Annotated in this window: 19 protein-coding genes and 2 tRNA genes; 12 read left to right on the top strand and 9 right to left on the bottom strand. The window is 69.6% G+C overall.

Going from position 1 to position 24,191, the window contains the following annotated elements; genetic code table 11:
• Nucleotides 1-239 precede the first annotated feature (239 nt).
• Nucleotides 240-1,430: a M6 family metalloprotease domain-containing protein gene (locus tag NBG84_RS28540; protein WP_250922649.1), complete on the top strand. Its 1,191-nt coding sequence runs from the start codon at nt 240-242 to the stop codon at nt 1,428-1,430.
• 63 nt (nt 1,431-1,493) lie between these two features.
• On the opposite strand, the gene NBG84_RS28535 is transcribed toward NBG84_RS28540, so the two are convergent.
• The 4 genes from NBG84_RS28535 to NBG84_RS28520 form a co-directional block, all read right to left on the bottom strand.
• A tRNA-Lys gene (locus tag NBG84_RS28535) sits at nt 1,494-1,567 on the bottom strand.
• On the bottom strand, nt 1,558-2,211 hold the full coding sequence (locus NBG84_RS28530) for a hypothetical protein (RefSeq protein ID WP_250922496.1): 654 nt from the start codon (nt 2,209-2,211) through the stop codon (nt 1,558-1,560). The genes NBG84_RS28535 and NBG84_RS28530 overlap by 10 nt, the downstream gene beginning before the upstream one ends.
• A 127-nt stretch (nt 2,212-2,338) precedes the next feature.
• Nucleotides 2,339-2,686 carry a hypothetical protein gene (locus tag NBG84_RS28525; protein WP_250922495.1) on the bottom strand — a complete coding sequence of 116 codons (348 nt, stop codon included), beginning with the start codon at nt 2,684-2,686 and terminating at the stop codon, nt 2,339-2,341.
• Between the two features lie 897 nt (nt 2,687-3,583).
• On the bottom strand, nt 3,584-4,183 hold the full coding sequence (locus NBG84_RS28520) for a histidine phosphatase family protein (protein WP_250922494.1): 600 nt from the start codon (nt 4,181-4,183) through the stop codon (nt 3,584-3,586).
• Nucleotides 4,184-4,449: 266 nt separating this feature from the next.
• Between NBG84_RS28520 and NBG84_RS28515 the strand changes: the two genes are divergently transcribed.
• From NBG84_RS28515 to NBG84_RS28500, 4 genes are read left to right on the top strand one after another with little or no spacing between them, the layout of a single operon-like run.
• Nucleotides 4,450-5,340, top strand: a complete 891-nt coding sequence (locus tag NBG84_RS28515) for a phosphatase PAP2 family protein (RefSeq protein WP_250922648.1) — start codon at nt 4,450-4,452, stop codon at nt 5,338-5,340.
• Nucleotides 5,270-6,391: a hypothetical protein gene (locus NBG84_RS28510; protein WP_250922493.1), complete on the top strand. Its 1,122-nt coding sequence runs from the start codon at nt 5,270-5,272 to the stop codon at nt 6,389-6,391. The genes NBG84_RS28515 and NBG84_RS28510 overlap by 71 nt, the downstream gene beginning before the upstream one ends.
• Nucleotides 6,382-7,968, top strand: coding sequence for a hypothetical protein (locus tag NBG84_RS28505; protein WP_250922492.1), 1,587 nt, complete (start codon nt 6,382-6,384; stop codon nt 7,966-7,968). The genes NBG84_RS28510 and NBG84_RS28505 overlap by 10 nt, the downstream gene beginning before the upstream one ends.
• Entirely contained in the window at nt 7,965-9,296 is a 1,332-nt protein-coding gene (locus tag NBG84_RS28500) for an AAA domain-containing protein (protein ID WP_250922491.1), read from the top strand. Before NBG84_RS28505 ends, NBG84_RS28500 begins: the two co-directional genes overlap by 4 nt.
• 794 nt (nt 9,297-10,090) lie before the next feature.
• On the opposite strand, the gene NBG84_RS28495 is transcribed toward NBG84_RS28500, so the two are convergent.
• On the bottom strand, nt 10,091-11,542 hold the full coding sequence (locus NBG84_RS28495) for an NsdA family TPR-like regulatory protein (protein WP_250922490.1): 1,452 nt from the start codon (nt 11,540-11,542) through the stop codon (nt 10,091-10,093).
• 227 nt (nt 11,543-11,769) lie between these two features.
• Between NBG84_RS28495 and NBG84_RS28490 the strand changes: the two genes are divergently transcribed.
• Nucleotides 11,770-12,291, top strand: a complete 522-nt coding sequence (locus NBG84_RS28490) for a hypothetical protein (protein WP_250922489.1) — start codon at nt 11,770-11,772, stop codon at nt 12,289-12,291.
• Nucleotides 12,292-12,682: 391 nt separating this feature from the next.
• Nucleotides 12,683-13,552: a spermidine synthase gene (locus tag NBG84_RS28485; RefSeq protein WP_250922488.1), complete on the top strand. Its 870-nt coding sequence runs from the start codon at nt 12,683-12,685 to the stop codon at nt 13,550-13,552.
• A 58-nt stretch (nt 13,553-13,610) separates the two neighbouring features.
• Here NBG84_RS28485 and NBG84_RS28480 read toward each other — a convergent pair whose 3' ends face one another.
• Nucleotides 13,611-14,108 (bottom strand): hypothetical protein, encoded by a 498-nt coding sequence (locus NBG84_RS28480; protein WP_308312119.1) that lies wholly within the window; start codon nt 14,106-14,108, stop codon nt 13,611-13,613.
• Nucleotides 14,109-14,418: 310 nt separating this feature from the next.
• Between NBG84_RS28480 and NBG84_RS28475 the strand changes: the two genes are divergently transcribed.
• From NBG84_RS28475 to NBG84_RS28465, 3 genes are all read left to right on the top strand, one after another.
• Nucleotides 14,419-15,120 (top strand): response regulator transcription factor, encoded by a 702-nt coding sequence (locus NBG84_RS28475; protein WP_250922486.1) that lies wholly within the window; start codon nt 14,419-14,421, stop codon nt 15,118-15,120.
• A 52-nt stretch (nt 15,121-15,172) separates the two neighbouring features.
• A complete protein-coding gene (locus tag NBG84_RS28470) occupies nt 15,173-16,600 on the top strand; it encodes a sensor histidine kinase (RefSeq protein ID WP_250922485.1) in 1,428 nt (475 codons plus the stop codon).
• A 1,186-nt stretch (nt 16,601-17,786) separates the two neighbouring features.
• Nucleotides 17,787-18,599 (top strand): alpha/beta fold hydrolase, encoded by an 813-nt coding sequence (locus tag NBG84_RS28465; RefSeq protein WP_250922484.1) that lies wholly within the window; start codon nt 17,787-17,789, stop codon nt 18,597-18,599.
• Nucleotides 18,600-18,886: 287 nt separating this feature from the next.
• On the opposite strand, the gene NBG84_RS28460 is transcribed toward NBG84_RS28465, so the two are convergent.
• The 3 genes from NBG84_RS28460 to NBG84_RS28450 form a co-directional block, all read right to left on the bottom strand.
• Nucleotides 18,887-18,959: transfer RNA gene (locus tag NBG84_RS28460), tRNA-His, on the bottom strand.
• A gap of 226 nt (nt 18,960-19,185) precedes the next feature.
• Nucleotides 19,186-19,788, bottom strand: coding sequence for an oligoribonuclease (gene orn, locus NBG84_RS28455; RefSeq protein ID WP_250922483.1), 603 nt, complete (start codon nt 19,786-19,788; stop codon nt 19,186-19,188).
• A 9-nt stretch (nt 19,789-19,797) separates the two neighbouring features.
• A complete protein-coding gene (locus tag NBG84_RS28450; RefSeq protein WP_250922482.1) occupies nt 19,798-20,991 on the bottom strand; it encodes a GlxA family transcriptional regulator in 1,194 nt (397 codons plus the stop codon).
• A gap of 1,718 nt (nt 20,992-22,709) precedes the next feature.
• Here NBG84_RS28450 and NBG84_RS28445 point away from each other — a divergent pair.
• Nucleotides 22,710-23,231: a universal stress protein gene (locus NBG84_RS28445; RefSeq protein ID WP_250922481.1), complete on the top strand. Its 522-nt coding sequence runs from the start codon at nt 22,710-22,712 to the stop codon at nt 23,229-23,231.
• Between the two features lie 275 nt (nt 23,232-23,506).
• Nucleotides 23,507-24,076 (top strand): acetate uptake transporter, encoded by a 570-nt coding sequence (locus tag NBG84_RS28440; RefSeq protein ID WP_250922480.1) that lies wholly within the window; start codon nt 23,507-23,509, stop codon nt 24,074-24,076.
• The last annotated feature ends 115 nt before the right edge of the window (nt 24,077-24,191 follow it).

The following is a 24,191-nucleotide window of genomic DNA, read 5'->3' as shown; positions in this document are numbered from 1 at the left end:
CCACTTTCCGATGGCGCGCGGGCAACCGCTCGGGGCCGTTCCCCAACGGGGAGTCCAGCCGGCCCGGCCCAGCCGGGAGCACCGAACTATCCGATTCATCCGATCTGTCCCATCAGTCCGATCCGAACGGCGGTACGGGCAACTCCGGTGCGGGTGCTGACGGGGGAGCGGGAGGCGGCTTCGGCGGCAACGGCGGGTCCGACCGCCCCCGTGGCGCGGAAGGAGGCGAACGCGGCCGGCTGCGCAGTGCCGCCGCCGCCCTCACCTCCCTGATGGCGCTCGCCGCCACCTCCCTGGTCGCCGGCCCCGCGGTCGCCAAGACCTCCTCGGCCTCCTGCGCGCTGCCACGGACCCAAGCCCACCACTCCCTGGGCCTCGACAGTTGGAACGCCGCCTATCCGCGCCCGAGGGACGTGCTCGACGCGGTCATGGTCTTCCTCTCCTTCCCGGACGCCACACCCAAGTACGAACCGGCCGAACTCGCCGCCGACCACTTCCCCGCCACCAGCAGATTCTTCGCCAGGGCCTCGTACGGACAGTTCTCGCTGCGAGCCCACCCCCAGCGAACCTGGGTACGGATGCCCAGGCCCTCGACCGCCTATGGAATAAGTCGGGACTGGGCCCCCGAGAAACGCGGCGCCTATCTGCGGGAGGCACTCTCCGCCGCCGACTCGACGGTGGACTTCTCCGCCTATGACATCGTCTATCTCGTCGCCGACCCGGAAGCCCCGGGAGTCGATTCCGACGCCACCAAGGTCGTCAATCTCGACCGGCCCATGAGCATTGACGGAAGCCAGGTCCGGCGCGTGGTCACCGTCTTCGAGCGCCATCCGCCCGACCGCAATGTGCTCGCCCATGAGACCGGACACGTCTTTGACCTGCCCGACCTCTACCACCGTCCCACCGACGGCAAGGGGGACTGGGACACCTATGTCGGGGACTGGGACGTCATGGGCAGTCAGTTCGGGATGGCCCCCGACCTCTTCGGCTGGCACAAATGGAAGCTGGGGTGGCTCCCCGGGCGAGCTGTGCGGTGCATCACCAGGCCCGAACTGATCTCCCTGGAGTCCATGGGGGCGCCCGCGCCCGGAGGAAGCCTGGGCACCCGGCTCGCGGTCGTACGGACCGGCCCGAGTACCGCCCTCGCCATCGAGGCGCGCGGCGCGACGGGCAACGACAAGACGCTCTGCACCGAGGGAGTGCTGCTCTACCGGGTCCGGGCGGACGCGGTGTCCGGCGGCGGGCCCATCGAGGTGGTGGACACCCATCCCCGCAGCGAGGCGTGCTGGGACCGATCGGTGTATCCGGAGCTGGCGGACGCCCCCCTGGGCGTGGGGGAGACCTTCACCGTGCCAGGAGGCGGCACCCGGGTGGAGGTGGCGGACCGTTCGGCCTCAGGGGCGTGGACGGTCAAGATCACAACGAGCTAGCGGAGGAACTTCGCCGACCCCACAGAAAAGCCCCCCGCTGACGCGAGGGGCTTTCCGTGTCTGTGCGCCGCCAGGGACTCGAACCCCGGACCCGCTGATTAAGAGTCAGCTGCTCTAACCAACTGAGCTAGCGGCGCCTGCTGACGTCGTAGACCTTAGCATCCGGATTGGGGCGGGGAAAAATCGGTAACCGCACGCCAGGCGCGGCAGCGGCACGGGCCGCCCGCACGCTGGCCCACAGCAGCACCTCGGGGCCCGGCAGCCAGGGATGCCGGGTGTCGGGGGCGACCAGCCAGTGCGATCCGCGTACGGGCGGCTCGACGGGGGCCAGCGGAGGCACCGTCACCGCGTCGCCCGTGCCGTGACACAGCAGCGGTGGGACGTGCTCCCCCCACTCCTCCCACCCGAGCAGGGCGGGCAGCCGGGCCGCCGTGCCCACCGCGGCGAAGATCAACGCTCGCCCGCGGTACATGGCGACGGGACCGGATCCCGGCCCCTCCTCGGCGAGCCGATCCAGCATTCGCCGGCCGAAGACCGCCGGAGCGTTGACGATGTCAAAGATCGTGCCGCAGGGAAGTACCGCGGGCGATGTGGGCCGGGACTCCCAGAGATCGAGCAGGGACCGCGGACACGTCCCGGCCGAGGCGAGCCACCCGGCACCGGGCTCGGGGGCCGCATCGAACTCCTCTTCCGGTACGGGTAAGGGCTCGGGGCGGCCGTCACCACTCGGGTCGCCCGGAGCGGTGGGGGTGGTCTGAGACGAGGGAAGCCATGCGCACATGCCTCTATCTCTACCGGGGGTAATGGCTCGCTTCCGAAGGGTTGCCGAAAACAGGGACAGGGCGGCCCCGGTAGGCGTATCTTGCGCCCTGGCATATGCCCGGGTAGGCCGATCGGGCTACCCGGGGCTACTGCGAAGAGCCATCGCGGAGCAGCCCCTGCCCGAACTCGATCATCTTCCGCGCATAGTCCGCGGTCCACCCGGCACGGTCGGCGATCTCCGGTGCGGTGAGCCGGTCAAACCTCCGCGGATCGGCCAACTGCGCCGCGGCAACCGCCTGGAACTCGACGGCACGGTCCGCGGCGACACGGAAGGCGAGAGCGAGTTCGGTGGAGCGAGCGAGCAGCTCACGGGGGTCCTCAAGGGACTCCAGCGCAAAGAAGTGCTCGGGATCAGCGGCAGCCTCGGAAGGCTCGAAGAGCAACGGCGCGGGCCGTGGCTTACGCGCTCGCTGATGGGATTCCGCTTCCGCCATGTGCGACTGCCTCCTCACCCGGGACCCTCCCGGCACTCTGTGGACCGCCCTCCATTGTCCAGGCAGCCGCAAGGGGGCGCTGGGTTTGGCCCTGGGGGGCCTGTTGGGGGGTGCTGGGGGCCTGGATGGGGTGGTTGGGCTCAGCGCTCTTGTGTTGGGTGTTCTCACCGGGGGTGGGGGGTTCCGTCCTCAAGCGCCGGACGGGCTGAGGTTGCCCCTTGGCAGGGGGCTTGTTGCGGCTTGGGTTGCCCGTGGTCCGGGATCTTGGCTCTTGGGCTGGGCGCGCCCGTTCCTGTTGTCCTCACCGGGGGTGGGGGTTGCTTGCGCCTGGGGGCTTGGGCGCCTGGGCTCGGCGTCCTCGTGATGGGTGTCCTCACCCGGGGTGGAGGGTTCCGTCCTCAAACGCCGGACGGGCTGAGGTGGGGCCTTGGTGGGGTGCCTTGTTTTGGCGTGGGCTGCTGGTGGTCGAGGTCTTGGGTTGCCCGGGCTGGAGGGTCTTGTGTTTGCTGTGGTCGGGGGGTGCTATCGGGGGTGACTCCTCAGCGTCGACGGCCTGAAGCGCCCCCGAGCCGACGAGGCTCTCTTGCCGTCGATCGCTTCCGGGGACACCCCCTGCGCGCCCCCACGCCCATGCTCAGTCACCTTGGCTCTGGGTGCCTGCCGCTCGGAGGAACCCGGGGGTACTCCCTGTGTGCCCCCGCGCCGAGACTCACATCTCCCACCCTAGGTACCTGTATCGGGGAGGAACCCGGGGGCACTCCCTGTGTGCCCCCACGCCCAAGCCTGGTTCTTGTTGCCCCTGGGGTTTTGCTGTCCTGGGGCACACTCCCTGGTAGGGCAGCTGTTCGCACCCATGGCCCCGGCCAAGGAGGCACCCCCGATGGGGGACGAGGAACGTTAGGGCTCCAAGTGGGCGATGTCGTTCCAGTGGTGCACCGCGGGCTCCCCGTATGCCCAGCCGAGGACCGACACCGAAGCCGGGTCCAGTTTCACCCGCCCCGCGAACGACGGCTCCAGCGAGAGCCAGCGCGCCACCAGTACCCGCAGGATGTGCCCGTGGGCGAAGAGCAGCACATCGCGATCGGCCGACTTCGCCCACTCGACGATCTCGTCCGCTCGTGCCGCCACCTGGGCCAGCGTCTCCCCGCCCCGTACGCCATCGCGCCAGATCACCCAGTCAGGTCCGCCGATCTCAGCGATCTGCGGCGATGTGAGGCCTTCGTACTGCCCGTAGTCCCACTCCATCAGCGCGTCCCACTCCGTGGCGCGGTCCCCGAACCCGGCCAGTTGGCAGGTCTCCGCCGCCCGCGCCAGGGGGCTGGTGCGCACCTCCACGTCCGGCAGCCCCGACCAGGGGGCCTGGTGCAGGCGTTCACCGAGCAGCGTGGCTCCGCGCTTGCCCTCTTCGATGAGGGGGATGTCGGTCCTGCCGGTGTGCCTGCCGAGCAGGGACCATTCGGTCTGGCCGTGTCGGACGAGCAGGATGCGCGGTGCCATGTCGTGGCTCTCCCTAGGGGTTCACGCCGGATGGTCCTCCATCATCACCCAGGTGAACACGGGCATCCCGCAGCGGCCCCGGGGCGGCTGTGGAAGGCCCGCCGGTGATATTTTCCGAAGCCGTTCGTGGCAACCCGGGGGACGGTCTTTGCGTCCTCTTAGGGTCAGGACCCGCAGGGGACCCACTGACGGAGTGCCGCCCCCATACGCCGTACGGTTGATCGGTGGCTGCTGACCACCGGAACATCTTTGGGGGAAAAGCTCGGATGCCGTACGCCGTGCCTCGACACCGGCCCCGCTGGTGGACCGAACTACTACTGCTCGCCGTCGTCTACGTCGCCTACTCGGCCGGCCGTCTGCTGGCCCGTGGTGATGTGAACACCGCGGTCGACCACGGCTTGGCGATACTCCGGGCCGAGAAGGCACTCTTCCTCGACGCCGAGACCCCCCTGAACCGACTCTTCACGGAAGTCCCGGCCATCGGCATCCCCGCCGACTTCCTCTACGCCTCCCTGCACTATCTCGTCACCCCCGCCATACTGATCTGGCTCTTTCGCCGTCGTCCGGCCCACTACCGGGCGGCTCGCACCTGGCTGATGCTCTCCACCCTCCTCGGTCTGGTCGGCTTCACCCTGATGCCGACCTGCCCACCGCGACTGCTGCACGCCAGCCATGGCTTCGTCGACACGATGGCCCAGTACAGCTCCTACGGTTGGTGGGGTGCCGAGGCCAGCGCCCCCCGAGGTCTCGGCGGGTTGACCAACCAGTACGCCGCCATGCCGAGCCTGCACGTCGGCTGGGCGCTGTGGTGCGGCGTACTCCTGTGGCGATACGGCCGTACACCGCTCATGAAGACGCTTGCCGTCGCCTACCCCCTGATCACCGTCATCGTGGTGATGGGCACCGCCAACCACTACTTCCTCGACGCCGTCGCCGGCGCCGCGGTGATGGGCGTCGGCGCACTGCTCACCCGCCCCGCCATGCGGTTCGCCAGCCGGGTGCGGGAGCGGTTCATCTCACAGCAACCGGCCGCCGAGGCACCCGGTGGCTCCCCCGTTGTCGGTGGCGGATGCCAGACTGCGCCGGGTGAGCGAATCCCTGGACAGCGGACCCCCTCCGCCGACGCCGACGACAGCACTGCGGCAGCGGCTCGCTGAATTGCGCGGCCCCGCCGCCCGCCCCCGCCCGCTCGATGCCCGGGCTCTCGCCGCACTCGCGGCCAACCCCGGGTGCAAGCGGCGTGCTCTGCTGGATGGCGCCGGGGTGGACAAGGGTGCTCTCGCTGCCGCGCTTGGCTCACCCATGGCGTCCGGACAGTCGCAGTTCGCCTTTATGCGGGGTAACGCCTTCGAAGCACGGGTGAAATCGGACGGCGGCGCTGAGTTGATGCGGCTGCTGGGGGTGGCGGATCCGACCGGACTCCAGCTCCCCGACCTCTCCGCGGCGGGTCCCGACGGTCGGGCGGCGCGCACCGCGCTCGCCCTGCGGGAGGCGACCACCGCCAAGGAATGGACTCTTCTGGACCATCCCATGCTCGCTCTGGAGGTCGCCGGCTCCCCCGCGTATCTGGAACCGGACGCGGTGGTAGTCCACCCCGACGGCCAGTGGACCGTCGTCGAGATCAAGTCCTTCCCGATGATCGACGCCTCCGCTGACGCTGCGAAAGTGGGTGCGGCGGCACGTCAAGCCGCGGTCTACGTGCTGGCGCTGGAGCAGGTTGCCGCCCGGACCGAGGGCGCGCAGGTCGCCCAGAGCGTGCTGCTGGTCTGCCCCAAGGACTTCTCCAACCTGCCCACGGCCTCCGTCGTCGACGTCCGCAAGCAGCTGTCGGTCACCCGCCGCCAGCTCTCCCGACTGACCCGCGTCGAAGACATCGCCGCCACCCTCCCGCAGGGAGCGACCTTCGATCTGGAGCGTTCTGGCGACGAGCTGATGGCAGCCGTCGACTCGGTGTCGGCCGCCTACGCCCCCGACTGCCTCGCCGCCTGTGAAATGGCCTTCCACTGTCGGGCCGCCGCCCGCACCGACGGTGACATCAGCGCACTCGGCCGCTCACTCCGCGGCGAGTTGGGCGGCCTGACGACCGGTAGCGCCGTGCTGGCCGCCGCTCGCGGCGAAGCGGGTGACCCGCGTGATCCGGCCGTAGCCGCGCTGCGCCGTGCAGCGGCCCTGCGCGCAGGCGCCCTGGAGGCCGCCGGATGTCGCTGATCACCACCTTGGCCCGGCTGGAGGCCGTCGAGTCAGGACGGGCCAGCCCGCTGGCGACCGTGCGCCACCGACAGCTGTCCGAGCACCCCCTGGTGCTGGTGCCACTGACGACGGCAGGTGAGGCCGGTGCTCCCTTGGGCGCGCTCATCGGCACCGACCGTCAGCAGCCACGGCTGCTCACGGTGGCCCAGCCGCGCGACCGCGAGCTCCGATTCGCCTTCCTCGCCGAGCTGGCCGATGCCGTGCTGCCCTATCTGGAGGCATACGGCGACGACGTCGAACTGGTCGAGCGAAACGCCACGGACGCCGAGTCGGGCAAGCGGATCAAGGAAGAGGTCGAGCTCTGCGCCGACGCGCCCCAACTGATCGTGCCGGGCCGGGCGGGCATCGACTTCGTCCGACTCCTGGGCCGGTCCATGCGCTTTCGCCGCACGGTCGAGCAGGACCCTGACGCGGCCTATCCCGCACCGCCCCATGTCCCACTCCTCGGCCGCTGGCTGACCCACTACGGTGAGCGCGCCCGGGTCCCCGGCTCCTCGCTACTGCTCGCGGCGACCGATCTCCTCAACCGGCACTGGGCGACCGGGCAATCCTCCCTGGAGGACCAGCACCTCGGCGCGTTGCTCGCCTGGATCGACCCCGCAGAGGGCGAGTCGGGGGCGCAGGCAGCGCTCCGGGCCGAGTCATATCGCGACCCGCGGGGACAGCTCGTCTGTCCGCCCGCCGGACCGGCCACCGACCCCGCCTTCGACAACCGTCTACTCGCTCCCGCGGTGGAGGCGTACGACCGGGTCCGCCAGCGCTGGCAGGCGGCCCAGGACGGTGATGAGGCCGACTCCTGGATGGGCGAACTCGCCATCGCCGAACGCGAGATCCGTCGACTGCTGCGCACCCAGATGGAACCCACCTGGCACTCCGTGTGGCGCGCCATCGACCTCGCTCGTGAGCTCCCGGAGGGCGCCAGGGTCGCGGACCGCTGGACTCGCGACCGCTGGTCGTTCACCGCTCACCGCGATCGGGTCAGGGCGGGGGAACCCCCCCAGCCTCGCCGCGATGACGCCGTCACCGCCGCACGCAAGCTCGCCTCCCGCGAGACCGCGCAGGCCCAACTGGAGGCCCAGGAGGCACTGGACGACCCCCTGGTGCTCGCCGGGCGCAGACTGTCCGGGGAGGCGTTCATCGGCGAGGTGACCGACGTCGTGATGGCCTGGTCCGAGTCCAAGCGTCCCGCACCCCGGCCCCTCCTCACCTTCCACACCGATGACCGCCCACATCTGGGCGAGCGGACCAAGGTCTACCGTTCACTGGACGGCAAACCGCAGTCGGCGGAGTTCGTACGGTACGAGACCGATGGCGTCCTGGTGCTGCGGCTGACCGACCGCATGGGCCGCGCCAAGGACCCTGCTGAGGGATCGGTTCCGGAGAAGGGCGACCGGATCGCCTGGACCCTGTTCGAGCACGACCAACGGGGCGGGCCCAAGCTGCCGGACCCCGAAGAGACGCCCTGGACCCACGGTGGCCCGCCCGGCACGGACGCCGAGTCCCCCGACCTCATCACCCCGGAGGACCTTCTGTGACCGTCTTCGACCCGGCGGCAGAAGCAGCCAAGGCGACCGACGCGATCCTCTCCGACACCCTGCACGGCACCCACCGGGGGATCGTCGTCGACTCACCTCCGGGTGCCGGGAAATCGACGCTCGTGGTCAGCGCCGCACGGGAGTTGGCCGCGGTGGGGCGGTCGTTGATGGTGATCGCCCAAACCAACGCCCAGGTGGACGATCTTGTCCTCCGACTGGCCGAGAAGGACCCCGAACTGCCCGTGGGGCGACTCCACAGCAACGACCCCGACCCCTACGACAAGGCCCTCAACGGTCTGGAGAACGTCCGCAAGTCCTCGAAGGCATCCGACCTCGCCGGCCTGGACATCGTGATCTCCACGGCGGCGAAGTGGGCACACGTCCAGAACGTCGAGCCTTGGCCGCACGCCATCGTGGACGAGGCGTACCAAATGCGCTCGGACGCGCTGCTCGCGGTCGCGGGCCTCTTCGAGCGGGCGCTCTTCGTGGGCGACCCGGGGCAGTTGGACCCGTTCTCGATCGTGGGCGCCGACCAATGGGCCGGACTGTCGTACGACCCCTCCGCAAGCGCGGTGTCGACCCTCCTCGCGCACAATCCGGAGCTGCCCCAGCATCGACTGCCGGTGTCCTGGCGACTCCCCGCATCCGCCGCGCCGTTGGTCTCGCAGGCCTTCTACCCGTACACCCCCTTCCGCAGCGGTACGGGACCGGAGGACCGGAAGCTGTCCTTCGGAGTGGTCGGGGACGGTTCCGCGCATGATCGTGTGATCGATGAGGCGGCTTGGTCAGGGTGGGGTCTGCTGGAACTGCCGGCCCGCCACACCCCGCGTACGGACCCGGAGGCCGTACGGGCGGTGGCGCAGGTCGTCCGCAGACTCCTGGACCGCGGCGGCGTTGCCACCGGCACGGCCGGGGCGACCCCGGCCCCGGTGACCGCCGACCGGGTGGCGGTCGGCACAGCCCATCGGGACCAGGCGGCCGCGGTACGAGCCGCTCTCGCCGAGCTGGGCGTGACGGATGTGACCGTGGACACGGCCAACCGGCTCCAGGGCCGCGAATTCGATGTGACCGTCGTACTCCACCCGCTCTCGGGCCGCCCGGACGCGACCGCCTTCCACTTGGAGACGGGGCGGCTGTGTGTGCTGACCTCACGCCACCGGCATGCGTGCATCGTGGTGTGCCGCGCTGGGGTGGCGGAGCTACTGGACGAACATCCCTCAACGGAGCCGGTTCAGCTGGGGGTGACGGTGAAGTTCCCGGACGGCTGGGAAGCCAACCACGCCGTCCTGTCCCACCTCGCCGAACACCGCGTCCCCCTGACCCGCTGAAACCCCTACGACCAGCACCCCTCACCCCCGGCCCCACCAGCCAACCCCCGGACAAGAGACCCCAACCCCGGGAACCTCGGACGCCTGAGCGCCCAGCCGGCACCCCCAGCCCTTCCGAAGGACACCCACCGGGGGCCACGGAGAACGGGCCTGGGCGTGGACGCGCGCAGGGGTGTTCCTTGGTTCCCCGCAGGGCGGGTGCCCAGGGGAGGAAGGGATACAGATCTCGGCGTGGTTGCGCACCGGGGGTTTCCCTGGTTCCTGCACAGGTCAGGGACCCGGGGTCAGGGGAGGCGAGTTTCGGATGGGTGCGCGCCGGGGTTTCCCCTGGTTCTTGCACAGGTCAGGGACCCGGGGTGAGGGGAGGCGAGTTTCGGATGGGTGCGCGCAGGGGGTTTCCCTGGTTCTTCCACAGGTCAGGTACCCAGGGGCAGGGGGATGCAAGTGTCGGATGGGGGCGCGCAGGGGGTGTCCCCGGAAGCGATCGACGGCAAGACCCGCATGCCGGCTCGGAGTCGCTTCAGGCCGTCGACGCTGAGGAGTCACCCCCGATAGCACCCCCCAACCCCCACCAACACAAGACCCCTCAGGCCAGGAAGCCCAAGGCCTCGACCACCAGCAGCCCCACGCAGACAAAGCACCCCGCCAAGGGGCATCCTCAGCCCGTCCGGCGTTTGAGGACGGAACCCTCCACCCCGGGTGAGGACACCCATCACGAGGACGCCGACCCCAGGCGCCCAAGCCCCCGAGCACAAGCACCCCCACCCCGGGTGAGGACACCGACACGGGGGCGCTCAGCCCAGGCGCCCAAGCCCGGAGGCAACCGCACCCCCACCCCCATACCTCCCCAGAAACTCCGACACCCCCGAGGCCGACCTATGCCCCCGTAGCGCCGTCGCCGTGGTGGTCAGGGTGGCTTCGATGCGCGTGGACTGGACTCCGTCCAGGAGTTCCAGCACGCGCAGACCCGCCTCCGCCGCTTCCTCCGGGGCACCCCCACGAGCGAGGTTCGCCGCCAACTCCGCCCGGTACAGCGCCAGATTGCGGGTGAAGCGGCGGTCCTGGAGCGAGGAGGCGCGGCGGGCGTGGCTGATGGCCCGTTGCCAGTCGCCCAGGGCTGCCCAGCACTGTGCTTGGAGGGCCTCGACCTCCGGCTCCCCGAAGAAGGACATCCACTCCGGGTCCGCGTCGGCCGCTCCCCTGGCGAAGTGGCCGTGTGCCCACCCCAGGGCCCTGGCGCACTCCGAACGGTCCCCCAGCCCTGCCCAGCCCCCCGCCTCGCGCAGCGCCAGCAGGGCCATGAGCCGCGGCGACCCTAATCCGCGGGCGGCCCCCAGCCCGGCCTGGGCCGAGCGGACGGCCTCTCGGTAGCGGCCCGCGTCGCGGGCCAGGAAGGACGTGTTGGAGAAGGCGTGTGCCTCCAGTCCCTGGTCTCCGGAGACTCGCGCGGTCGACAGCGCCTCCGCGTAGTGGGAGCGTGCGTCGTCGAAGCGGCCGGAGTCATGGGCCAGCCACCCCACGGACAGGGCGAGTTCACCGGCTCCCGTGTGGAGGCGGTCGGTGGTCGCGCGCCGGGTGGTGATGCCGGCGTCGAGGAGGGCGTACGCGGCCCGCAGTGGCTGGGCGGCCCGCTGGTAGAGCCCTTCCGCCCCGTGCCGGTCATCGAGGAGCCGGATGCGGCGTACCGCTTCTTCGAGGGCGGCGACCTCGGGCTCACCGACCCTTCGCTGAAGCGGTACGGACCCGGCGCCGGGTTGAGCCTCGTTCCCGGACCGCAGCACGGGGCCGAGCCCCAGCCCCGCCCCCAGTCCGAAGGACGCGGCCGCCACGGTGGCCGAACCGCCTGTCATGAATGCGCGACGCAACACGTCGTTCTCCTCGTCGCCGACGCTGTCGGTCCTACTGTCGACCTCGCTGCCGGACTGCGACCGTTCCGGCGCCGGTTCGACTGTCGGTCTGGTTCCCCGCCGTCCGCCACGCACCCGTTCCCGTTCTGCGAACCCCAGGTCCTTCAGCGTGAGGCCGGGGTACATATGGAGGAAGACCCGTTCGTACGCATAGTTCGGGCAGCGGATTTCGCCCGCTTCGACGCGCCCGATGTAGCGCGCGTCGCAGGAGACCTGTTCTCCGATCTCCCGAGCGGCCTTGCGTACGGCCGCCGCGAACTCCCCTGGTGAGAGCTGGCCCCTCAGCCGTCGGAAGACGGTGTTGGGAACTGCCCCGGATGTCCCTGACCTCGACGCCATGGCCGAGCCCTCTCTTGCGTGCGGCCGTGCTCTTGGCGAGCCAAGAACGTACCCGCTGTGACGAGTGGTCCGAGTTGAGTTTGGCTACAAAAGGGATAACTCGCCTGCGATCTGCCATGAACTGCCATCGTTTGGGCGGAGTGGCGCCGTAGCCCTTGACGCCTGAGGGCGTTGAACTCCTTGGAGGCGCAGTCCGTGTCTTCAGCCGAGTGAAGAGGGGAATCCCCATGTTGGATGTCGGCATGGAGACCAACGCCGGCGGCGGCGTACGGAAGCCCGCGACACCTGCCACGACTGCCGCTGCACCCTGCGTGACCACCGCCTATCCCACCCCGTGTGGGGCGCCCCCCGCCCCCGCGGGATCGCCCCGGCACGGCTGCGCGGCCTCGCCCGATCAGCTGGGAACGCCCTGCGATCTGGTGACCGTGCCCGCCCGTCAGGGGCTTGAGGCGGTGGACATCCTGCGCCGGACCGCTGCTCCGGCCGTCGGCCCGGTCCTCCACGACGGCGCCTGCGACACCCTGGGGTTCCTGGTCCCGCCGGGTACGGCGGACGGCTGGGATCTGCCGGGCAGCTCCTGTACGCGGACCTCGGGCCGGGGGCCGCGTATCCCCAGGGAGCTACCTGTTCGGGGCACGGGCTGGCTCCTCCCGCCGGGGGACGCGGACGAGGTCACGGACCCTGAGGCCCTTCGGGAAGCGCTGGATGAGGCGGCTCGGCTGATCGAGGCCGCGGACAGCTGCCGCTAGGCGGTGGTGGGAGCCCGTGCGGAGCGGCCGGTAGGAGGCTCAGAGATGCCCGTAGATGCCCGTAGATGTCTATGGCGCCCGTAGATGGCCGTACGGGTCAGCAGAGCAGTCGTACCAGACGGCCAGGTAGAAGACAGGGCGGCTCTCGGCGGGGAAGGGCCGCCCCGTCCCCCCTGCGGTGAGGCGCCCCCGGTCGTGAAGCGCCCCTGCGGTGAGGCGCCCCCGGTCGTGAAGCGCCCCTGCGGTGAGGCGCCCCCGGTCGTGAAGCGCCCCTGCGGTGAGGCGCCCCCGGTCGTGAAGCGCCCCTGCGGTGAGGCGCCCCCGGCGAAGCCCCCCGCCGCTCGGGGACCCCCGCAGGCGAAAGCCCTGCTCACCCGCCCATAATGGTCGGGTGGCAAAGAGCAAGCGGCGACGCGGTGGCGGGAGCGGCCCCGAACCGATCGTCGCGAAGGTGGACGGTGGGACGGCCGAGCTCATACCCGATCCCGAGCGCCCCCGGGCCTGGACCCTTCTGATCGACAGTGCTCCGCAGTCCCACACCGACCTCGACGACCCGGCCTATCTCTCCTTTGAGTACCAGCGCCGCCTGGGGCACATCGCGGACCTCGCCGCCGCGCCCGGCCGTCCGCTCAAGGTCGTTCACCTCGGTGGCGGGGCTTTCACCCTGGCGCGCTACATCGCCGCGACCCGCCCCCGTTCCACCCAGCAGATCGTCGAGTTGGATGCCCCGCTGGTCCAACTGGTGCGCGAACAGCTTCCCTTGGACCCCGGTGCTCGCATACGGGTACGGTCCACCGACGCCCGTGCTGGGCTTGGCAGGGTCCCGGACGGTTGGGCGGATCTGGTGATCGCCGATGTGTTCGGCGGAGCCCGGACGCCCGCGCATCTCACGAGCGTGGAGTTCCTCGCCGAGGTACGTCGAGTGCTCAGCGCCGATGGGCACTATGCGGCGAACCTCGCTGACGGGCCGCCCCTCGCCTATCTGCGCGCCCAGATCGCCACCGCGGCGGCCGTCTTCCCGGAGCTTGCGCTCGCCGCCGACCCTGCCGTGCTCCGAGGCCGTCGCTTCGGCAACGCCGTACTGCTGGCCTCGGGCGTTTCGCTGCCGGTGGCCGAGTTCACCCGCCGGGTCGCGGGTGATCCGCACCCCGGCCGTGTCGAGCACGGACGGGAGCTGATGGACTTCACCGGCGGGGCCACCGCGGTCACCGATGCCAGTGCCAAGCCGTCCCCCGCGCCACCGCCCGCGGTCTTCCGCTGACCACCGGCCGTTGAGGACCAGGCAGCGGACTGAGCCGCCGGGCCGGTCTGCGGGCCACTCACTTGTTGTAGAACTGCACCGTCGGCGTGGTCTCGTACCAGGTGCAGATGACCGCCGCTTCCTTGTCATCCTTGGTGAAGGAGACCCGGATCCAGTAGTCCTGCTTCCACACTTCCATCTTCCAACCGGCGTTGGGCGTCGCGGAGGCCAGTTCGGCCGAGGACGCGGTCATATCGAAAACGACCCGGCCCCCGTCCACCGTGTACGCCTGCACATCACTTGATGGATCGGAGGTCGTGGGGGTACCCGCGGGCTCCGACGATGCGGAAGGCGTGACGCTCTTCGTCGGCTTCTCGTCCGTCGGTTCATAGGACGGAGCGGGGACCTGCTCTGTCGGGGGTTCGTACGGAGTGTCGTGCGAACTTGGCCTCGCCGGTTTGCTCGACTTGTCCGACGGGTTCTTGCTCACCGATTCCTGCGGCTTGGAGCCCTGGGTGGTAGGGGTGTCCGCCTTGATCGGCAGCGCGAGCGGTCGGTCGTACGCGGTCCCGGACATCACCGTATGGACGCCCCACCAAGACAGCGTTACCGCAGCCCCCGTGGACAGCGACCACGCTATGGCATGTACAAGTCCTCTACGCATCGGGGCCATACTGCACCACGCACCGGCCATCTGTCCTCAGTGGGATGCAGCTACTCCGGATCACGCGGGGAAGCCGGAAATTTCGTACCCGCGAGCGGGCCCGCGAGGGTGTGTACGAGTGCCCCAGACTGGCACAGAAGTGACACGCAAGTGGCTGATGTGTCCATCGTGGTGGTGGCCGGGGTGGCGACCGGGGTACTCCGTATGGCGTACGGTGCCGCTCATGGCAAGTGTGCTCGTCGTCGAGGACGACCAGTTCGTGCGCTCCGCCCTCATCCGACACCTCACCGAGGCTTCGCACACGGTGCGGAGTGTCGGCACGGCACTTGAGGCGCTGCGCGAAGTGGCTCATTACCGGTTCGACGTAGTCATTCTGGACCTCGGCCTGCCCGATCTAGATGGCTCTGAGGCTTTGAAGATGTTGCGGGGAATCACGGATGTTCCAGTGATCATCGCGACCGCGCGGGACGATGAGACGGAGATCGTCCGTCTTTTGAACGACGGCGCAGATGACTATCTGACCAAACCCTTCTCCGTTGAGCATCTGTCCGCAAGGATGGCTGCCGTACTGCGCCGCTCGCGCGCCACGGCCGGGGAAGCCCCGCCCTCGCGCGTCATCCAGGTCGGCGGGCTGTCCATCGACCCCTTGCGTCGGCAGGCCGAACTGGATGGGCGAGCACTCGACTTGACACGCCGCGAGTTCGATCTGCTTGCCTTTCTCGCCGGGCGACCCGGAGTGGTCGTACCGCGCAAGGAACTGCTCGCCGAGGTCTGGCAGCAGAGTTACGGCGATGACCAGACCATCGATGTCCACTTGAGTTGGCTACGGCGCAAGCTCGGTGAGACGGCTGCACAACCGCGCTATCTGCACACGCTTCGCGGAGTCGGAGTGAAGCTGGAACCGCCGATCGGCCCCCGCCAGTGATGCCGGGCTGGCCGCACGGCACCCAACCCGGACACCAACGAGGACATCAAAGATGAGATGGGCGCTGGTCAAGGTCTCTCTGGCAGTCACGACGATGGTCGTGGTCGCCTTTGCCGTACCACTGGGGCTCGTCATCAAGGAGATGGCTCGTGACCGGGCCTTCTCCAACGCGGAACGCCAAGCGGCAGCGATCGGCCCGACCCTCTCCATCACCTCCGACCGGGCCAAGCTGGAGGTGGCCATGATGTCCACACAGGCCGGTGCGGCGGGCCGGATGGCCGTGTACATCCCTGCCGCGACCGAAGGCGGCGACATCGTGGAAGTCGGTGTACGACGCGCCCCCCAGGCCGATCTGGAGACCGCGCGGGGCGGTCGGGGCTCCATCACCGAGGTTCCCGGCGGCTCGTCGCTACTCCAGCCCAACGGGCTCAGCACCGGTGGAATCGCCGTCGTCGAGGTGTTCGTCCCGGCTCACGATGTCACCAAGGGCGTCACCACCGCATGGCTGGTACTTGCGGGTGTGGGCATCGCGCTCGTCGTCGGTTCGGTCGCGGTCGCCGATCGACTCGGCGTACGGATGGTCCAGCCCGCCCAGCGACTCGCTGGCGCCGCCCACGACCTGGGGGAGGGGGAGTTGGGGGCCAGAGTGCCCGAGGAGGGGCCCACCGAGTTGAGGTCGGCGGCGATCGCCTTCAACGCCATGGCCGACCAGGTTGTCCAACTCCTCGCGAACGAAAGGGAGTTGGCGGCCGACCTGTCCCACCGGCTCCGTACGCCGCTCACCGTGCTGCGACTCAATGCCGCCTCGTTGGGCGAGGGGCCCGCTGCCGACCAGACCAGAGCCGCCGTCGAGCAGCTGGAGCGCGAGGTCGACATCATCATCCGTACGGCCCGCGAGGCCAAGCCGCAGACCACGGCGCCGATCGGTCCGGGCGCCGGCTGCGATGCCTCCGAAGTGGTCCGGGAGCGGATGGACTTCTGGTCGGCGCTCGCGGAGGACGAGGGCCGCAAGGTCCGTGTCGCCGGAGTCGACCGCCCGGTACGCATCCCCGTAGCCCGCCCCGAACTGGCCGCCGCCCTCGACGCGCTGCTGGGCAATGTCTTCCGGCACACCCCGGAGGGAACGGCGTTCTCGGTCGATGTGCACAACGGCGATGACGCCGTCATCGTGCTGGTCTCCGATGCGGGTTCGGGCATCGCCGACCCGGCGGCGGCCATGGCCCGGGGCAACAGCGGAAGCAGGGACGGTTCCACGGGGCTCGGGCTGGACATCGTGCGCCGGGTCGCGGAGTCAACGGGCGGAGACGTCCGCATCGGCAGTTCGGTACTCGGCGGCACCGAGGTACGGGTCTGGCTCGGGCTCGATCCCCGCGGCCCCGGCCCGGAGGAGCGCCGCCGTGGACATCGGGGAACCGAACGACGACGCCAGCGGGTGCCGGCCCGAACCCGGTCCCGGGTCGGCGAGGGCGTCGATTCCTGAGGGCGCGGTGCGCGCCCGCGTCCAGGACTGACGCGTCCGTCATGGGCACGCCATCAAGGCCCCTCCTGTAGGGCCCTTGATGGCGCCCCGCTCCCCGTGGGGTCACCGGTGGGCGGTCGGCGGGCGCTGGGGGCCCACAGCCCCGCCTGGCGCGTTGTGAGCCGGGCGAGCTCTGAGCGGCCGCCGAGGCCAGGGCCACGTTGAGCGGGGCTCGGGGCGGGGTGTGCGGCCCTCGTGGCGACCGGTGTGACTGCCCGAGGCGACCGGGAGAGCCGGCGAATCCGGCACCGTGGATGACAGTTCCATGAAGCCAATATGACGCGAGCATGACGCACAGCTAACGCGGCCCTGACGGGTCCATTGGTTAATCGGTTCCGATGCTGTCCTTAAGAGCGCCCTAAGAAGTACGGCTCAGACGTCGAATTGGTGTTTTGTCCGTTCAAGGATCGCTAGCGTGCTCCCGCACCCAAGTTCCGTACGGACCCCCATCCGTACACCCCCCGTTAATCCCCCATACGTACACCCCAGAGGCAGGCGCAATGGCCAGCAGGACCGACCGGCGCAGGGCGAACGGTAGGGCGCGAGCCCTCCGTGCGCTTTCCGTCGGCTGTCTCGCGGGTGCGGGCCCCACCCCGCAGCCCATCGGCCGGCCTGCCGCAAAGCGCACACCCGCGACTTCTGCCCCCGTGCCGACGACGACTCGCTCGTCTTGCTCGTCCACGCACGGGGCCCCCACGCAGGAGACCCCCACGCAGGAACCCCCCGCGGGGTGCGCGCCGTCCGGCCCGGTGGTCGGGATGGGCTCCAGGCCCGCCCGAAAGGCATTCGCTGTCACCGGGCCGGACGGCATTGCCGTCACCGAGTACGCCGGCCAGCCGTCACGGGCGCTGTCACTGCCGGTATCTGACGCTTGGTGTACCGGCGGCGGAAGGCCCACCGCCCCTGCAGGCACTGCTGCCCTACGGAAGCCCGCCGCACTTGCTCAGGTGCGCGCAACCGGCCCGTAGCCCCCCAGGCAACTCCTGCCCCCCACACGCGCGTCCCGGTCGGCTCCCCCCAATCCGACCGGGACGCGCTCTTTCGTTTGGCAAAGGTTGCTTGAGGCCCATGGCCTTGGAGCCGGAAGCGGGGTAAAAGAGCAGTCGGCCGCCCCCTCGCCACGTCACACAGAGTTCGAGGAGTTGTGATGAACAGTCTGCCGACTGCGCCCGTCGACGATGAAGGCCGTCTTGCCCACGACATCGCCGGCGAGGGGCCAGCCGTTGTCCTCCTCCACGGTGGCCTGCTCGATCTGACCGTGTGGGACGAGGAGTTCGAGGTGCTGGCCGCCGACTACCAGGTGATTCGATACGACGCCCGCGGGCACGGGCGCTCCTCATCGGTGACCGGCGACTGGTCACCTGCCGAGGATCTCCACGCCCTGCTCTCCCATCTCTGCGTCGAACGCGCCCGGTTGGTCGGAGCCTCCCTCGGCGCTCGAACGGCACTCGACTTTGCGCTGCTGTACCCCGAGCTGACCGAGTCCCTGGTGCTTGCCGCGCCGGGGATCAGCGGCCGGCCCTTCGTCGATCCCTATGTCATCCAGCGCACCGCGGCCCAGGTGAAGGCAGTGACCAGGGCCGATGGGGGAGAGCTCTTCGTCGAGGAGTTCCTGCGCCTGTGGGTCGATGGGCCCCATCGACTGCCCGAGGAAGTGGAGCCGGCGCTACGGGGTCGGATGAGGACCACCGTCGCCGCGAACGTCCGCGCCCACTCGGGTGGACTGGGTACGGGCCGCCCGCGGGAGGTGGGCGCGGCGGGACGGCTTCATGAGATCTCGGTACCGGTGCTGGCCCTGCTGGGCGATCTCGACAGCAGCGATATCGAGGGCAATGTGGAGGCATTGGCTGACGCCGTCCCCCATACCCGGGTGGCTCGGCTGTCCGGCGCGGGTCACATGGTCAACCTGGAGGCCCCTGAGGCCTTCCTCAAGGAGGTCACGGCCTTTCTAGCGGGCTGACCGTTCCCTGCGCACCTTGCGGGCCCTCCACGGGTCCGCAAGGTGCCCAGCGGCCCTCAGCTCGCGATGAGCAGGGCCTTGGGGGGCTGGACTGGGTGGGGGTCGGCGGAATCCCCCGGATTTCGGCGGCGCTCTCCGACTTCCGGCACTCCTGGGTCCCAGATCGCCGCCGCTGGGTTGCCGCATCCACGTTGCCGCGTTCGAGGGGGACGCGGCACGATCCGAGCCAGCGCACGACATGACGAAGGGCTGATCTGTCGGAACAGATCAGCCCTTCGATCATTCAGGGTGAGTGACGGGACTCGAACCCGCGGCATCCTGGACCACAACCAGGTGCTCTACCAACTGAGCTACACCCACCATGACCGGTTACTTTTCTGACCGGCCGAGAAAAAGTGTACAGGGTCCCGGAGGGTGCTCGCGCCACGATTTATGAGCCGTTGTCGCGATGCCGTTCCTGCCAGTGAGCGACCCGATGGCGGGCCGTTTCCGGCCCGCCATCGGGTCGGTATGGACAGCAGGAGGCGCCTCTGGTTTCAGCGGTTTCAGCAGTATCAGCTGTGTCGGCAGGGGTGGGAGAGGGCTCTCACTCCGCGGGCACCACGTGCTTCGCTGCGATGGCCTTCGCCGTTTCGGAGTCCGGCCCGGGCTGTGGCACGAAGACCGCCTCCCGGTAGTAGCGGAGCTCTGCGATGGACTCGCGGATGTCCGCGAGCGCCCGATGGTTGCCGCTCTTGTCCGGGCTGTTGAAGTAAGCCCTCGGATACCAGCGGCGCGCCAGCTCCTTCACTGAGGACACATCGACGATCCGGTAGTGGAGGTAACCCTCCAGAGCGGCCATGTCACGCGAGAGGAAGCCGCGATCCGTGCCCACCGAGTTCCCGCAGAGCGGGGCCTTGCCGGGCTCCTTCACATGTTCACGTACATACGCGAGGACCTGGGCCTCGGCGTCGGCGAGCGTGGTGCCGGCGGCCAGCTCGTCGAGGAGGCCCGAGGCGGTGTGCATGTTTCGCACCACCTCGGGCATCGTCGCCAGCGAGCTGTCCGGAGGGCGGATCACAATGTCCACCCCGTCACCGAGCACATTCAGTTCCGAGTCGGTGACCAGCGCGGCCACCTCGATCAGTGCATCGTCCGTCAACGAGAGCCCGGTCATCTCGCAGTCGATCCACACCATACGGTCGTTCATGCGTCTACCTTATGGCGCACTCCGCTGACCGGGCAGGCTTGGACGACCGTGACCCGCTGCGTACGCCTGGGGCGCCGTTGGCCGACCCAGTTCCGGTGGGCCGACCGGGGAGCCCGGGATACCGGCCGTGGTACGCCGTGCCTGGATCGGTACCACCGACTCCACCACCGATGTCGGTGCCGACTCGCCCTGCGGCCGTCGGACCCGGTAGGCGGCTCGGTACGCGGCCGGGGAGGAGCCCAGCTGTCTGCGGAAGTGCCCCCGCAGAGCGACCGGGGAGCGGAAGCCGCAGCGGCCCGCCACCTCGTCAACCGAGTAGTCCGAGGTCTCCAGCAGCCGCTGGGCCTGGAGGACCCGCTGGGTGATCAGCCACTGGAGCGGTGCGCTGCCGGTGAGCGAACGGAATCGCCGGTCGAAGGTGCGTCGACTCATGTAGGCCCGGGCGGCCAGCGTCTCCACGTCGAACTGCTCATGGAGATGCTCAAGCGCCCAGGACACCACCTCGGCCAAGGGGTCCGACCCGATTTCCTCAGGTAAAGACCTGTCCAGATAGCGCTCCTGCCCGCCACTGCGGCGCGGTGGCACAACCAGCCTGCGGGCAAGTGCTCCGGCGGCCTCGGTGCCATGGTCGGTGCGCACGATATGGAGACAGAGATCGATTCCAGCCGCCGTGCCAGCGGAGGTGAGCACATCGCCGTCATCGACGAAGAGCTCACGCGGGTCCACATGGACGGACGGGTACCGCTTGGCCAGTGTCGGCGCGTACATCCAGTGGGTGGTCGCTGGACGGCCGTCCAGCAGCCCTGCCGCTGCGAGTACGAACGCACCGGTGCACAGTCCGACTATCCGGGCTCCCTCCTCGTGCGCCCGACGCAGTGCGTCGAGTGCCTCGGGCGGTGGCGGTGAGGTGATCGACCGCCAGGCCGGTACGACGACGGTTCCCGCCCTGCCGATGGCCTCCAGGCCGTACGGCGCGGTCAGTTCGAGCCCGCCGGTGGTTCGCAGCGGACCTTCCTCGCCTGCACAAACGAGCAGTCGATAGCGAGGAACTCCGGCGTCCTGACGGTCGATTCCGAACACCGAGAGCGGGATGGAACTCTCAAAGATGGGGCCGCCGCTGAACAGCAGTACCGCGACGACTTCCCGGCGCCGGCGCCCCGAGAGCTTTCGTGCTGCCTCCGGTGCGGCGGAGTCCTGATTCATGACGCTAAGCCCCCCTCGGTATTCGCGTCTCCCCGTTCGTTTCGGGCCTTTCGCTCCTGCACGTTTCCCCTCGGTTTTGCACGAGTCCCGAGCCTTCGATACTCATGATCGAATCTACTGCGTCCCGTGACGCCGCCGTGACAAGTTCGTCATGCCCCGCTATGTCTGCATGAGAACTTGGCGCGAAGCATTCGATCACGAAGCGTTCCACTCGTAAGGCCCTCAGGGAAGTGCGTCTCACACGCATGGCCCGTCCCCGTAGGGTGCAAGCGCCGCGAATAGTCCTTTCCTGCCAGGTGACAAGGGGGTACACAGGCCATTTCCCCAAGGGAGGGGTAGTAGCGCGAAGTTGGCTGAAACTATACGGGTGCGCGCGTATGAACGGGTCAGCCTTGGCCCTTGTTTGGGTCAGTCGGACCGCCCGTGTCCCCGGTCTTGGCGACCTCGGGGGTGGACCCTCTCAGACGCGCGATCCACCCGTCCCGGATGCGCTGGGCGGCCACCGGTGCCTCCCTCTCGCTCCCGCCCGGTCGGCCGCGTCGCCCGTTCGCCGGCCTCAGTTCGCCAGGTGCGTTCCGAGCGCCGCAGAAGCACCCTGCATACGGTGGTCACGGCGGCCAGGCCGAGTGCTGCTGCGACTGCCCCGCCGAACGAGGTCCCATACACGACGAGGACGACCGGAACGAGCAGACAGCTGAACGCACCCCAGCGGACCACATCCCCCGCCGAGTCGGTGGGGTGCGCGGTGGGGTGCGCGGCGGGCTCAGGGGCGGCTGCGGGCGCGTGGGCACGGGTCCTGCGGGCGTTGCGGGCTGCGGCGGACGGCTGTGCCGGCATGGAAACTCCCTTGGGCTGCGGGGTGACCGTGGTCCCAACGACGAACCGAGCCCTCCGGTCACTGGCGCGCGGTTCGGTTCGGCCGACTGCCGCGCGACGGCCGGGGCGGCGAGGAGCACCGATGAGCCCCGGTCGGCCACGCTTGTGGTGGATTGCCGTCCGGCCGGTGGCGACTCGACAGGGGATGGCGGGCGCTGGCTCCCCGTGAGCGGTTGGGGGCGGTATGGCCATGCTGTGCGTCCGGGGCCGGGCTGGCGGGGCGAGGCTTCCGTTCGAGTCGGATCGTATCGTCTCGCTGAATTCGGCCGCGCGCCTGGAGGTGTGGTGGGCCCCTCGTCCCGGTCGCTCCTGGTGCGAGCGCCGTATGGCTTTCGGGCAGGGCCTTCGCGGGGGCCTGGCGGGGCGGCTGCCGTAGCCGTGACCGGGAGCCTCAAGCGTGGACGCAGGGGTACGGCTGGGGCACCGGGGCGGGCGACCGGATTCTGGGTGCGCCCCCGCCGGCTGCCGTTCCGCGCCCGAGGGGCGGGTGGGAGAGGTGTTCGCCGCCCTTCCGCCCCCTTGTGCGCGAGGGTTTCCCTGCCTCCGGCCCCCAGCCGTCCCAGGGCGCCGGTCGCACGAGCTGCCGGGCCCCGAGTCTCGGAAGGCGGTGTCCGGCGCGGGCGCACACCCCTCGAAAGAACGCTGTAGACACCATCCGGCATTGCCATACGGGGACAGCTCAGGCATCCTCCCTTCAGCGCCCGTATGACGTATCGGGCCCTGGGCAGAAGAGGAGTGTCGCCGTACCCTTACGGGTATGGGCCAGGGAAGATGATTCCCGGACACAGCCTCCGTCGCCAAGTCGTTCCCTCCCACTGAGGACTTCCTTCGCCGAGACACCCATGGCCGGTCACGAGATCCCCGAACCCGCGGACCGCAAGCAGGTAGCCGACCCGTTGTCGGATCTGCAAGCGGCGGAAGAGTCGCGCCCTTCATGCGACCCAGCGTTCCGACACGGTGTTGTCGTCGGCTTCGACGGATCGACCTCAAGTGAGCGCGCGCTCGCGTACGCCATCGGTATGGCCCGGCGCTTCGGCTCCGGGCTGATCATCGTTCATGTGGCGAACCGGCTGCCGACCACCGTCTGGGCGGGCTGTGAGCCCCCGGTCTTCGTGGATGTGCCGGACCATCGCACCGAGGTCCTCGGTCTGGAGTTGGCCTGCGCCGACTACCTCTCCGAGGTGCCGTGGATCCTGGTGGAGCGCGGCGGCGACATCTGTCATGAGTTGGAAGAGGTCGGTCGGGAGTACTCGGCCGACGCGATCGTGGTCGGTTCCACCCATGGGATCGTCGGCCGCATCTTCGGCTCGGTGGCCGGCCGGCTCGCGCGACGCGCGCAGCGGCCCGTCGTTGTCATCCCGTAGCCCGTAGCCCGTAGCCCGTAGCCCGTAGCCCGTAGCCCGTAGCCCGTGGATCGTTGGGCGTGGATCGTTGGGCGTCGGGGAGGGCCGGTGCTCGGTGGCCCCGTGGTCGATGGTTGCCGCCACGATGTGGCCCATCTCACCAACTCCCCAGGAATGCAAGCAAATTTACCGGCGCGTAAAGGTGAATTGTGAGCTTGTGAAGGGTACATAACGGTCGTTGGGTTGCTTCACAACTGCGTTTCACACAACTGCACAGGAGACGAAGGGAGCCCGCCGTGGACAAAGAAGTCTCTGCGGGAAGCGCTAGTACCTCTACTCTCGGTCATCTCGCCCTCGGGTTGACCCTGCTGGCGTTCGGCATCGGCAACACCGATGTGATTGACGGTGTGACGGTCCTGGATGCCGCCGGGCTCGCCACCTGGGTCGGTGGTGTCGCCCTCTTCATAGCCGGACTGCTTGAGTTCCGCGCGGGCAACGGCGGTTCGGGCACGGCGTTCGCCGGCCTCGGCGCGTTCTGGTTCACCTGGGGGACCGGTGCGGGCCCCGGGGTCTCCTCGGAGGCAGCCGGACTGTTCCTGCTGCTGTGGGCCCTGTTGGCGCTGACCTTGACGGTGGCCTCGGCAGGTAGCGGCATCTTCACCCAAGGGGTGTACGGGCTGCTCACGGTCTCACTGCTGCTGCTGGGGATCGCCGCGCTCGCCGAGAGTTCCGGATTGGCGAAAGCGGGCGGCTGGGTCACGGTGGTGACCGGCCTGGCCGCTTGGTACGGCGCGACGGCCGCGCTCGCCAAGTGGCCGACCTTCTCCGGACGCGCTGCCGGCCGGGGAGTGACGGCCACCGGCTGAGGCCGCGCTGGCCGGTGCGCTCTGGGCCGCGCGCCGGCTCACGGAGTCCCCTCGGGCGTAGTTGGTGGCGACGCGCGAGGGGACTGCGCTGTTGTCTGAGTGGATCGTCCCCGCT

Origin of the sequence: Streptomyces albipurpureus, assembly GCF_023701525.1 — a bacterium.
GTDB classification, from domain to species: domain Bacteria; phylum Actinomycetota; class Actinomycetes; order Streptomycetales; family Streptomycetaceae; genus Streptomyces; species Streptomyces albipurpureus.
This window is presented reverse-complemented; position numbering and strand designations above follow the sequence as displayed.